We start from the raw sequence: 12,481 nt of genomic DNA, 5'->3' as shown, positions 1-12,481 counted from the left end.
CAGGTGGCTCTGGGATTCATCGAACCCGTCGTGGCGCCAGTATGGATGGTCGAGGCGAGGGATCACAACACCTCGTTCGATGTGATCGATCATGCTGCTGCCAATCTCGAGGGGGCACTCGCGTCAGACGACTGACTGGACCAGTGCGGTCGCGGTCGCGGTCGCGGTCGGAGAAGCGAATTCGACCCACGTCATGTCTCCGGACGCGACGACGCGGCCGGCTTCGTCGAGGACGACGGACGCAGTACGGTGCGAACGATTGCCGGTGCCGGTCTGCCAGCCGACCACCACGAGCCGCTCGTCGGCGGCGACCGCACGCTCGATGTGCGCGGTCAGCTGCCCGGTGACCGCGACAGTGCGACTGGGCAGCAGATCCGCGGGGAAACTGACGCAATCCAGCGCCCCCCACAGCATCTCGGGACGCAGAGCGCCGTCGGCGACGAATGGAGCGGATGCCGAGAGTGGAGCGATCAGTACGTCCGGGAGCAGACGGGAGGTCCCGAAGACCACGCCGAGGCCGCCGGGGCGGGTCGGCGAGCACACGACGCACTCTGCGAACGGGTGACGAACCCCATGCAACGGGTGGCGCTGGGCTGCCTCCAACGCATCGGCGTACGTCGGCGTGAGCGGGGCGTCGTGCCGGAACGGTGCAGTCGGCTCGACGGTCGCGATGACGCTGCCGTCGTGCTCGATCGCCGCTGCGCCGCCGCGACCCTCCCGGACGTCGAGGTCGACGTCGAGCGGAACGGGCTTCATCAGCCGAACGCGCGCAGTGCCGCCGACGATTCGTGCGAACAGGCCCGACGCGATGCCGCCTTGGGCGGCATTTACGAGGCCGTTGAGATGGGGAGCGATTCGGATGCTTGTCATGCGATCATTCCAACAGCCGGCCTCGAACCGGAGCATCGCTCGAATGAGCCAAGTCGGCATGGCCGATTCGGGCCAGGTCGCGGTGCCGAAGGGCGCTTCCTCCTGGAATGGTTGGCGCCGAGTAAGGCCGGTGGCGTGGCCAACGCGAAGCCGCACGCCGTCAAAGTGGTTGCAACAGCCCGAGCGATGCTGCCCGCCGCACCGCAATTAATCGGTCATGAGCATTCAGTTTGCGGTAGGCGCTCCCGAGGTGTTTGTGGACCGTGCGCGGGGAAATTTCGAGTTGAAGCGCGATCGTGCGCGCAAGGAGTCCATCCGCGACGAGTCGAAGCACCTCCACTTCGCGCGTCGTGAGCTGAGGGTCGATCTCTGGCGGCGGATCGCACTGGCCGCCTGAGCTTGCCGAGATTGAATAAAGCAGGGCAAGCGGCTGCTGCAGGGACCCCGCGAGATGGAGGTCGCTTGTGGTGAAGGTCCGATCCCGTCGGACGAGTGTGAACCTACAGAACTCGGCCTCCTGGCTGAGCGGCATACAGAGGACGTCGCCGTTGCCGACTGATCCGTTGGCCGCGCCGGATCGGGACAGACAGCTCGGTCTGCCCGTGCCCAGGGCTTCGTACAGAAGTTGCGGCAGCACGCGTTGCAGCTGAGAGCTCCTGTTCCCAGTCGGCGGCCTCGGGTCGCTCATCGAGAGGACGGGCATGGTCGCCGCATCGGTGCCGGAATCAAGCCGCCCAGTGGCACCCGCTTCCGCGTGAAGCGTCTCGATGAGAGCGGCGCACAATGCTTGCGCAGGTCCCGCACCCTCGGCGATGGCGCGCAACGAGGTCACCACCCCGCTCAGGACGGATTCCACGCACCACAGTTCCCGACACATCTAGAGATCCCCCACGAGATCTCCCCCGAGATCTCCCCCCGAGCAGACTCGCCCGCTGGACGTCGGCGGTCTGCATTGTGACTCATCAGCAGTATGGGCCAGTCGGGCAGCCGAGCGCCACCGCCTGTGCCACGAACGACGTCGCGTGTGGTGGTACTTGTACGCATAGCCGCCCCTCACTCGGTTCCCTAACGTGGGATCGCCCAGCGGAATCTGGAGGGTTGACGTGTTGCAGCTGACGTACCCCGGCGTGTATACCCGGGAGCAGAGTTCCGGAGCCCGAGCAATCACTGGCGCGAGCACGTCGGTCGCCCACTTCATCGGCCCTAGCAGGGCCGGCATCGACAAGCGCTCGGTCCGCTGCTTCAACTTCGGCGACTTCGAGCGGGAGTTCGGAGGCCTCCACCCCACGAGTTCGCTGTCGTACTCGGTCCTGCACTTCTTCGCCAATGGCGGCTCGGAGGCGTTCGTGACGCGGCTCCCCGTCGAGAACGCGAAACCGGCGCAGTCGGTGATCCAGGGAGAGGGCGCGGCGACCTCGGTGACGTTCACCGCACTGAGCTCGGGCACGAGCGGCAACGGCATCTTCCTCGAGTTCGATCGGTACGAGATCGGCTCGGATCCGCTCGCAGTGGCCCCCGCCACCGCGGACAAGAAGCGGTTCAATCTGACGATCGTCGACTCCGTCACCGGGCGCGTGGAACGATTCGGCGACCTGACCACGGTCGCGGGAAACGCCCGGACGGCGGATTCGGTGGTCAACGACCCGGCCACCGGTTCGAAGCTCGTGAAGCTGACCGTGACCACCCCGGATCAGGCGGGGCCTGTCCCGACCGGTTCGGTCTATCACGTGAAGAAGGCCCCGGTCGCCGGCACCTTCCCGAAGGACCAGAAGCTCACCCTCTCGATCAGCCGGTTCAAGGCCGACGGTACGGCGGATGTCCCGGAGTCGATCGTGGACCTTCCCGTCACCGTGTTCACACAGGGGTCCGCTCAGCCGATCAGTCCACGCGAGCTCGTGACGAAGCTGGTCGCCGCGCTGAACTCGGCGCTCCGCGACGACGCGGCTGCCGTTCAGAAGCTCGGCGGCGCCGCGGTCCAGGGCGAGGTCTTCGAGGGAGGGAAGATCTTCCGCCTGTCGTTGACCCGGCCTCCCGGCGCCGTCGGTGCGACGCGCATCCACGATGCCACGGTGATCCTGAAGGGCGACGCCACGAATACGTCGTTCCGTGAGTTCTACGACATCGGGGCTTCCGGCGACTTCGCGATGTCGAGCAATCCGGCCCGATTCCGGCTGGGGCACGCCTACGCCGCGAGCCCCGTGTCGGGTCAGACCGCGGGTGACGACGGCAAGCCGGAAGGGCAGCCCGCCTCCATTGAGTTTGAGAAGGCGATCACCGACCTGGAGAATCGCGACCCGTTCTTCAATCTGCTCTGCCTGCCGGACCTCGTACGGCCGAAGATCTCGGACCCGCTGGCCGCGCACCACTCGAATGCCGCGAAGGCGTACGCCGAGGCCGCCCGTGTGTGCAGCGAGAAGTTCGCGTTCCTGATCGTGGACCCGCCGCCGAATGTGACCGACGTCGGGCAGGCGGAGGCTTGGGTCTCGCTGGGCATGGGCTTCTCCTCCAGCCACGCCGGGGGATGGTTCCCGCGGATCAAGGTCGACGACCCGCTGCATCCCGGATCGATCATCGAGCACCCGCCATCTGGCGCGATCGCCGGCATCATCGCGCGAACGGACGCGAAGGTGGGCGTGTGGCAGCCTCCGGCCGGCACGGATGCGGTGGTGGCAGGCGCGTACGGACCGGCGATCGCGGTGTCCGATCGGGAGCACGGAGTGCTCAACCCCCTGGGGTTGAACGCGATCCGCAAGTTTCCGATCTACCAGACCGTGGCGTTCGGATCTCGCACCATCGAGGGCTCGAACGCCCTCGGCAGCGAATGGAAGTACATCCCGGTCCGCCGTACGGCGGACTACATCCTGCGCTCGCTGTCCGAGGCGCTCCGCTGGGCGGTCCACAAGCCCAATGGTGAGGACCTGTGGTCACAATTGCGCGTATCGGTGACGGCGTTCATGCACGGCCTGTACCGGCAGGGGGCCTTCAAAGGGGGGTCGGCGCGTGAGGCGTATTTCGTGGCCTGCGACGCCAGCACGACGACGCAGGCGGACATCGATCTCGGCGTGGTCAACGTGCTCGTCGGCTTCGCTCCGCTGAAGCCCGCGGAATTCGTGGTGGTTACGCTGCGGCAGATCGTCCAGCCGGCTGTGTGAGGGGGAGACGGAAATGGCCCAGTTCGAGATCAACGCGACGCGTTTCGACCCGTACAAGAACTTCAAGTTCCGGATCGGTTGGGCCGGCCACTACGTCGCGGGCGTCTCCAAGGTCAGCCTCCTGTCGAGGAAGACCGGGATCGTCACGCATCGCGAGGGAACCGACCCGTCGACATCGCGGAAGTCGCCCGGACGGACCGAGTACGACGCGATCACGCTCGAGCGCGGCGTCACTCACGACCTCGATTTCGAGCAGTGGGCGAACAAAGTGTGGAACTACGGTTCGGGCCCCCAGGGCGGCGGCGAAGTGTCGCTCAAGGACTTTCGCAAGGACCTCATCCTCGACGTGTTCAACGAGGCCGGGCAAAGGGTGCTCTCCTACGCGATCTACCGCTGCTGGGTGTCCGAGTATCAGGCGCTCCCCGATCTGGACGCGAACGCCACGGCCGCCGTGGCCATCGCCAAGATCAAGCTCGAGAACGAGGGCTGGGAGCGCGACTACGACGTGACGGAACCCAGCGAACCGTCCTTCACCGAGCCCTGAGATGCCATGACTGCGCCGAGTTCCGCAGACCTCGTGCAGTCGTGGGCGCTGACCGCGGCGCCCGCGCACGTCCGGATCGTCGCGCTGCTGACCGTCATCGACGGTCCGGTGGCGACCTCCCGGTCGCTGGGCGGCCACAATCGGCGCGTGCTCGAGCTCCATCAGGACTGCGTCGGATCGGTCCTCGACGCGCTGGCCACGTGTCCGAGGTGTGGTGACGAGAACGAGTTCGCCATCCCGGCCGCGCCCATCGTCGAGCTGCCCGACGCGGTCGAAGTCGTCGAGATCCACGCCGCGGACGGGGTCGCGGCCTTCCGCATCCCTACTGTCGAGGATGTCCTCGCGACCCGCGGAACAGGCTTCGTCGAGGCCGTGCGCGTGCTCGCCCGGCGCACCGGGCTCTCGCCCGGATCGGACGAGCTCGACGAGGCCGGACTCGACGAGCTCGCGACGGCCTGGGCCGACGGCGACCCGGCCGCCGCGATCACCGTCGACTTCCGTTGCGTGAGGTGCGCTGCCGTGATCACCACCGCGGTCGACCCGGTCGAATTCGTCGCACGCGGCTTGGACGGGCTGGTCCACCGCCTGATCGCCGAGGTGCACACGCTGGGATCAGCCTACGGATGGACCGAGGACGAGATCCTCAACCTGCCGGAAGCACGCCGTCGACGGTACGTGCAACTCGTGAGCGAGCGTCCCGTGGGTACGGCGACGAAATCAGGGGCCGGCCGATGAGTGCCGCCGACTACCTCGCGGCCCTGGCCCGCGCCGGCTCCTGGTCGGTGCCGCCCGACAGCGTGGTGCCCGGAGCCCGTCCGCGCCCACGCTCGCGCTACGAGCCGGGACCCGGCGAGCCTGCCGAGTTCGAGACGGCCGAGGATGAGATCCCACTCCCCGCTCAGGCACCGAGCGCGACGGTACCGTCTGTGACATCGCACCACGGTCAGTGGGGCGCACATCCGCAGCCGACGCCGAACGATCGGCCCAGCGCTCCCCCGGCGGCGGCCGCGGAGTCTCGGCGGGCTTCGGTGCCGACACCCGTGCACGCCCCGTCCGCGCCGGTGCCGGTGCGGGCAGCGGCGCCCAGACCCGCGATCGGGGTGCCCGAGGTCCGGCCCGCGACCCCGCAGATCCTCGCGCGCGCCGAGCAGGTCGACCGGCAGGGGCCGCCACAAGCGCCACCCCCGAGCGGGCAGCCCACGCTTTCGCCGTCAACCGTCCTCGACGACGTACCGCCCCACGAGCTTCGTGATCGCGAGCTCGCCGCGACAGCGGCGCCGGCCCCCGTCGGCGCGCCGCGCCATGACGAGCAGGTCGCTCTCCCCGCAGCACGACCGCGCGAGCACGCACAGGATGACCTCGATCGATCCGAACCGCCGCTCGCACCGCTGAGCGAGCAGGACGACGCTATCGACGATCCACCGGTGATCGTCGTCGAGATCGGGCGCATCGAGGTTCGCCTCGCGCCCGATCCACCTGCCGGCCGCGCCTCGGCGCCGCCGGCCTCGCGCCCCGATCCTCCCGGGCCGTCGCTCGCGGCCTACCTGCGCGATCGTGAGCCGACAAATGCGGGGCACTCATGAGCGCGCGATTCGCGATCCCGGCGACCACCTTCGTCCTGCGCGCGCTCATCGAGGAACGCCTGAAGATCGCGTACGGCGCGCTGGCCCCTCCACCGGTCTCCGTCGAGCCGCCCCCGCGCCCGTCCCCGACGAACGGCAACCCGGGCAACGGCGCACCGCCGCCCGAGCCCGCGCAGCTGCACCTCGTGTGCCACCACGTCGCGCCCAACCCCGCGTGGCGGAACATGTACGATCCGCGCGTGAGTTCCTCCGGCCTTCGGGCCGGTCCGTCGCCGGTCGCACTCGACCTGCAGTACATCCTCGCCGCCACCGGCACCGACCTGGAGCGGGAGGTGCTGCTCGGGCTCGGGATCGTCGCCCTCTCGAGGTTCGGGATCATCCCCCGGCCGAAGATCGTCTCGATACTCGCAGGCGTGGTGGTGCCGGCGAACCCGACGAAGATCCTCGATCTGCTCACCACGGAGCAGTTGGGCGACCCGGCCGAGCAGCCGGAGCAGATCACCGTCTCCCAGCAGCTCGTCGACCTGGACCTGTCCACGAAGCTGTGGTCTGCGTTCCAGTCTCCGCTGCGCCCCTCGGCGTACTTCCTCGTGACGACGGTGTTCCTCGAGGTCGATGAGGTGTTCGCTCCGCCGATGGCGGTCGATCGGGTGACCATCGGCGCGCGTCCCGACGTGACGGGCGCACCCGCGGACCCCGAAGATCTCATCACCACGGTGGCGACGTCATGAGCGCGGAGTCGAGCTGCGCGGAGATGAGCGCTGCGGCGGCGACGATCGCCCTGGAGGCGTTGTCCGCCGGGACGGACCCTTCCGTGTCGCCCTTCGACGACTGGTGGGACTGGTGGGAGCAGCAGGATGAGACCGCCCCCATCCGCCGGATGGTGTCGGGCTTCGTACTCTCCCAGCCCGAGACCGAACTGATCGTGCTCCTCCTCGCCGCCGAGTCGTCCGAGCCCGTCGCCCGTCTGCTCGCCCGAGCGATCGCCGAGGCGGGCGGCGTCGCGGGAGGCGGACTGCCGTTCTGGCTCGGCTGTCGCGCCATCGCCGACCTCGGCCCGGCGGCGCTCGCGTCGTCCGGTCCGCTGACACGGCTCGGGGTCGTCGACGCCGGCGTCGGTGTCCCGCGAATCGAATCGCGGCTTCGGCTGTCGGGGTCGGTGCTCGATCGGCTGCTCGGAGAGCCGGTGCGCGACCCACGCATCGACGCGCGGATGAGCCTCGTGCGCGACGCCCTCGAGGTCGACGCCGCAGAGAGCTCCCGCGTCCTGATGGCCGCCCAGCTCAGCACGGCGCTCACCGAGCGTGACTCCTCGGGGCTCCCCCCGCTCGTGCTCGCCGCCGGGGCCGATGTCGACGAACTCGCCCAGGCTCTGCGGGCCAACGGACTCGCTCCGTGGGAGATGCCCGCGTCGGCGATCCCCGATGACCGCGACGAACTCGCGCGGCTCGCGCGTGAATGGAGCCGTGAGGCGGCGCTCGATGGCAGGGCGCTCATCGTGCACAGCACCGCACCGGGGCAGCTGCTCGAGGCCTTCCTTGACCGGGTGCTGGGCCACGTGCTGCTGGTGTCGTCGTTCGCGCCGACGGCCCTCCAGCGCGGGATGCGCGTGCTCGTCGAGGAGCCCGACAACCCCGCGACGATGCGTTCGCGGTGGATCCGCGCCCTCGGGCCGGAGGGGAGCCGCCGGGTCGGCTGCGGGGTCGGCGCCGTCGCGAGCCATTTCCGCCTTGACGACGCGGCCCTTGTCCGGGCGGTCGAGGCAGCGCGCCTGGAGGTGGGAGCCGCGACGGACGAGCGCACCGCGGCGCGTGCTCTGTGGCACGCGGCGGCTCGGGCGGTAACTCCGGCGCCGCGTCCGGGGGTACGGGTTGTGGAGCCGGCCTACACCTGGGACGATCTCGTGCTGCCGCCCGACACCGAAGCGGCGCTGCGACGGCTCGAGACCCACGTGCGCCACGCCAGCCGCGTGCTCGACGACTGGGGATTCGCGACTCGGCTCGGCGGGCGTTCGAGCTGGCGCGGCCGCGGTGTTGCGGCGCTCTTCGCAGGCCCGTCCGGAACGGGCAAGACGATGGCCGCGGAGGCGATCACGGCCTCCCTCGACCTGCGGGTGATGGAAATCGACCTCAGTCAGGTCATCGACAAATTCGTCGGCCAAACGAGCAAGAACGTCGCCGCCGTGTTCGATGAGGCCGAGCGCTCGGGCGCCGTCATGGTGTGGAACGAGGGGGACGCCGTGTGGGGCGCCCGCGGCGGCGTCGGAAACGCCGTGGATCGCCACGTCAACGCGGAGGTGGGCGATCTTCTCCAGCGAATCGAGACGTTCTCTGGTTTCACGCTCGTGACCACCAACCTCCGCTCCGCGATAGATTCGGCGTTCCTGCGACGCTTCCGGTTCATCGTCGACTTCCCGATGCCGTCGGAGGCGGAGCGGCTGCGGCTGTGGCGGTCGGCGTTCCCCGCCGAGGTCCCGGTCGGCGAGGTCGAGTGGGAGCGGCTCGCGGGTCTTCCGCTCACCGGCGGATCGATCCGCAACGTGGCCCTCGGAGCCGCGTTCATCGCGGCCGCGGAGGACACCGCGGTCGATCGCGCGATCATCGAGGCGGAACTCGGGCGCGAGATGCGCAAGCACAACCTGCCAATGCCGCGGGTGGCCTGGGCGGAGCGATCATGAACCGCCCGAGTCGAGTGCAGTTGCGAGTGACGACGATGCGCGTCGTCGGCGGCTCAGCGATCGACGCGCACCGGATCGCCGACGCACTCCCCGGCGCACTGGAGACCGCACTCGCCGCCTGGCCTGACATCCGCGTGCCCACCGCCGCCACTTCGCGCGCGCTCGGCAACCGCGCCGAGCGCGCCGCTGCCACGATCGCCGCGCGGATCGTCGAGGCCGCCCGAGGGTCCGCATCGGAGGTGACCTGATGAGACGCCTCGCCGCGCTGCAGCAGCCCGTCCGCGCGCCACGCCCGGCGACGACGTCAGCGAGGACGTCCCCGCGGCCCGTGCCTGCGTCTCCCCCGGCTTCCTTCGCGACGCCGCCGATTGCGCCCGTGCTCACCGAAGGCGGACGGCCTCTCGAAGCGCCGTTCCGCTCGGAGATGGAGTCGGCGTTCGGGCAGGACCTAGGTCACATCCGCGTGCACGAGGGTGGGGTGTCGGCGCGGTTCGCGGCGGACGTCGGAGCGAGGGCGTTCACGTACGACGGCCACATCGGCATGGGTGCGGAGTCCTTCCGCCCGGAGTCTCCGGAAGGGCGAGGGCTGCTCGCGCACGAAGTCGCGCACGTCGTGCAGGGCGGGGCTTCCGACCACGCCGCGGCCGAGCGGGAGGCGCGTGATGCGGTATCCCGGCTCGCCCGAGGGGAACGCGGGCGGGTCACACGATCAGCCGGCCCACCGCATCTTCATCGCGCACCCAGCACCGCGCCGCCACCGCCGCCCCTTCCCACGCGACCCCCCGCCGCCTCGCCCGGGACGGGCGGCGCGCCCGCCGCCGCGGCGAAGTCGGAGACGACGGCCGGCCCGGCCGTCAAACTGCCGCCGGGGCTCACCGTGATCAGCGACCGCCCGAGCGGTCTCGGCACGGAGGAGTTGATCGTCAGGCTCGACACGTTCACGCTTCCCCTCGAGAAGGGCGCGGGACATTGGGTCCAGACCGCGTACGACGACGCAGCGGCCGGCGGCCGACTCGTCTTCTCGCCCCTCATCGGCGGCAAGCAGGTCGAGGGCGCCGAGGGTGCGGTCGACATCGACGGGCGGGTGGCCGCCTTCAAGGAGGGCCGGGAAAGCTACGCGAAGATCTGGCTCGCCAAGTACGGCTTCAAGAACGCCGCGGCCGTCTCGGCGGCCTTCCTCGCCTCGGCCGACGCCACCGTGCAGGAGAGCCTGAAGGATCCGGCTGTGAAGGACACCGTGACGGGCCTCGGCAAGGGATTCAAGAGCGCGGGCTGCGACGTCGACCACATCGTCGAGAAGCAGATCGGGGGAACCTCCATCCCGTCGAACCTGCAGCTGCTCGCGAGCACGACGAACCAGGCATCGGGTGGCGCGACATATCAGGCCCTTTTGAAGATCGTCAACGACATCCGCGCCCCCGAGATGCGCACCAAGGAGGCGAAGCGGATCCAGATCCGCATCGCGAAGGCGACCGTACCGCCCGGCAAGCCCGACGCCAGCTTCGTGATCGAGGATCACCTCTACAGCAGGCGTGTGACCGGAGACGCCGACCTCCTCGCGAAGACGCAGGGCAAGCCCGTGCGCCTGGTGGCCGGAAGGGTCTTCGAGACGGCGAACCTCACCGACAGCGGCGAGACCCCGCTCGACATGATGGTCCGTCGGCTCGTGCCGGGAATGAAGCTGACGGCCTACCGCCGCGGCAAGGGCGGCGCCAAGAACGCCGCGGACACGGTGCTCGCGCAGCTCGACAGTCCGCCGCTCCGCGCCGGAGGGAAGAATCCGTTCACCGACCTCCATGCGACGCTGACCCCGCGCGAGGGCTCACCCGACCCGACGGTCGGGCCGGCGGCCGCGAGCGGGGCGCCGGTCGCAGCACAACCGACCAGTGAGGCGCCATCCGATCCGACCTCGCAGGTCGCACCCGAAACGCGATTCCTGAGCCTCGCCGACCGCAAGAACGAGAAGCTCACGTTCTTCTATCCCTACATGAGCCCGGGCGAGTTCACGTCGCTCTCGCTCGACAACACGGGCGCGCTGGCCGCCACCGGCGTCATCCATCCGTCGATCCCGTGGCTCGACCGGCTCGACGTCAGCTACCGAGACGCGCAGCTCCTGCTGAACGCCCCGATCGACGCGAAGAAGCTCAAGTCGCCGTTCCCTTCCGCCTTCCGCTTCACCGATGGAGCGCTGAACCTCCAGCTCACGCCCGAGTTCGTGCCGAGCGGCACGGTCTCGTTCAGCGTGGGCCCGGCGAACAGCCCCGTCATCCTCGGGATCCTGCGCGTGGCACTGGAAGGCGGCGCGCTCGTCGCCACGGGCGAGCTGACGCCGGGCCGGGCCATCCCCGGAGTGACCTCCGCGAAAGGCGAGGTCCGCTGGAGTTCCCGCACCGGATGGTCGGGCGTCATGCACGTGACCTCCTCTTCGTTCGGACAGTCGGACGTCAAGCTCGGATTCCGCATGGAGGGCGAGCGGTTCAAGCCCTTCGGCGAGGGCGGATTCGTCACGAGGATCCGAAGCTCCGAACTCCGAATGGAGGCCGATTGGGATGGTGACGCGGTCTCGTACGCAGGACGGGTGACGATCCCGAAGCCGATACCCAAGGTCGACGAGGTGAACCTGCGCGGCCGGTACGGCCGCAAGGGCTTGGATCTCGAGGGCGACGCCGCCATCGCGTGGCACAGAGTCGACTCGAAGATGCGGATCCGCTACACGCGCAAACCCGACGAAACCGAGGGCCGCTTCTCGGGTTCGGCGACGTTCCAGGTCCAGACCATGCGGGCCGCGGGTCAGGTGACCCTCCGGTACGACGAAGACGGTCGCATCACCGGCACGGGGACCGTCGCCTACCAGATCACCCCCACGATCCGGCCGACCCTCGGCGTCGAGCTCGAATCCACGGGGAAGGTGCGGATGTTCGGCGGAGTCACGCTCGGAGACATCCCGCTGACGAAGATGTGGCCGTCTCCCGAGGGCGGGAGGTTCTCCATCCTCAAGGCATCGGCCAAGTTCCCGGTCCCCACCCCGGTGCCGGGCGTCACAGTCTTCGGGGAGCTGCGCGGGTCACTCGGCTTCGCCTACGGGGTCGGTCCGATCATGCTCTCCGCCGCTGTCTTCACCGGCGAGCTCTACCCGCTCGAGGACGATCCGCAGGTGAAGGCCAAGATCACGGGCGTCTTCGTCGTGCCCGCGTACGCCGAACTCTACGGGCAGTTCGGCGCGTTCATCGGCGCCGAGTTGGCGGGCGGCCTGGCGGGTGTCAAGGGCGGTGTCGATGTCACCCCCAAGGTGCGGCTCGACGGGAAGGGCGCGATCGCCGTCGATGCCGAGTACGGAGCGGGGGGCTTCAGTTTCGCGGCGGACGCGTTCGTGGAAGGGCAGCTCACCGCATCCGCCGAAGTCGCACTCGACGCGCAGATCTACGCGGCCTACGGAATCTTCGAGAAGACCTGGACGTGGAACGTCGCGAGCGCGAACGCCGAGCTCGGCCCCAAGGTGCGTCTCACGATCGGTCGCGTCGCGTACACGAAGTCCGGCGGCATGACCTGGCCGAGCCTGTCGCAGATCCGCCTCGAGCCTGAGCTGGACCCGCTGGGGGCGATTCGGGGCATCCTCGGGCGCGACGACGTCCAGCGAAGCACCAAGGACGGATGA

The 12,481-nt window shown here is 69.4% G+C and carries 10 protein-coding genes and 1 pseudogene; 9 read left to right on the top strand and 2 right to left on the bottom strand.

Features of this window, described 5'->3' with window-relative positions; all coding sequences use genetic code 11:
- Positions 1-123 precede the first annotated feature (123 nt).
- Positions 124-870, bottom strand: a complete 747-nt coding sequence (locus ACFCVM_RS19390; RefSeq protein WP_375838374.1) for a hypothetical protein — start codon at positions 868-870, stop codon at positions 124-126.
- 160 nt (positions 871-1,030) lie between these two features.
- Complete coding sequence (locus tag ACFCVM_RS19385) at positions 1,031-1,726, bottom strand: LuxR C-terminal-related transcriptional regulator (protein WP_375838373.1); 696 nt, start codon at positions 1,724-1,726, stop codon at positions 1,031-1,033.
- 247 nt (positions 1,727-1,973) lie between these two features.
- Between ACFCVM_RS19385 and ACFCVM_RS19380 the strand changes: the two genes are divergently transcribed.
- From ACFCVM_RS19380 to ACFCVM_RS19340, 9 genes and pseudogenes are all read left to right on the top strand, one after another.
- Entirely contained in the window at positions 1,974-4,022 is a 2,049-nt protein-coding gene (locus ACFCVM_RS19380; protein ID WP_375838372.1) for a phage tail sheath family protein, read from the top strand.
- A 13-nt stretch (positions 4,023-4,035) separates the two neighbouring features.
- Entirely contained in the window at positions 4,036-4,566 is a 531-nt protein-coding gene (locus tag ACFCVM_RS19375; RefSeq protein WP_375838371.1) for a phage tail protein, read from the top strand.
- 6 nt (positions 4,567-4,572) lie between these two features.
- Positions 4,573-5,301 carry a hypothetical protein gene (locus ACFCVM_RS19370; protein WP_375838370.1) on the top strand — a complete coding sequence of 243 codons (729 nt, stop codon included), beginning with the start codon at positions 4,573-4,575 and terminating at the stop codon, positions 5,299-5,301.
- Entirely contained in the window at positions 5,298-6,149 is an 852-nt protein-coding gene (locus ACFCVM_RS19365; RefSeq protein ID WP_375838369.1) for a hypothetical protein, read from the top strand. The genes ACFCVM_RS19370 and ACFCVM_RS19365 overlap by 4 nt, the downstream gene beginning before the upstream one ends.
- Positions 6,146-6,880 carry a Pvc16 family protein gene (locus tag ACFCVM_RS19360; protein WP_375838368.1) on the top strand — a complete coding sequence of 245 codons (735 nt, stop codon included), beginning with the start codon at positions 6,146-6,148 and terminating at the stop codon, positions 6,878-6,880. Before ACFCVM_RS19365 ends, ACFCVM_RS19360 begins: the two co-directional genes overlap by 4 nt.
- 83 nt (positions 6,881-6,963) lie before the next feature.
- The gene (locus ACFCVM_RS19355) at positions 6,964-8,826 is read left to right on the top strand and encodes an ATP-binding protein (protein WP_375838367.1); all 1,863 of its coding nucleotides are present in this window, start codon (positions 6,964-6,966) and stop codon (positions 8,824-8,826) included.
- The gene (locus ACFCVM_RS19350) at positions 8,823-9,074 is read left to right on the top strand and encodes a hypothetical protein (RefSeq protein WP_375838366.1); all 252 of its coding nucleotides are present in this window, start codon (positions 8,823-8,825) and stop codon (positions 9,072-9,074) included. The genes ACFCVM_RS19355 and ACFCVM_RS19350 overlap by 4 nt, the downstream gene beginning before the upstream one ends.
- Positions 9,074-9,439, top strand: a pseudogene (locus ACFCVM_RS19345) (DUF4157 domain-containing protein); the annotation flags it as partial. The gene ACFCVM_RS19350 and the pseudogene ACFCVM_RS19345, both read left to right, overlap by 1 nt.
- A gap of 264 nt (positions 9,440-9,703) precedes the next feature.
- Positions 9,704-12,481 carry an HNH endonuclease gene (locus ACFCVM_RS19340; protein ID WP_375838414.1) on the top strand — a complete coding sequence of 926 codons (2,778 nt, stop codon included), beginning with the start codon at positions 9,704-9,706 and terminating at the stop codon, positions 12,479-12,481.

It is taken from the genome of Agromyces sp. NPDC056389, from assembly GCF_042262385.1.
Taxonomy (GTDB): Bacteria; Actinomycetota; Actinomycetes; order Actinomycetales; family Microbacteriaceae; genus Agromyces.
The sequence above is the reverse complement of the archived record's forward strand: the minus strand, read 5'-3'. Positions and strand labels throughout refer to the sequence as shown.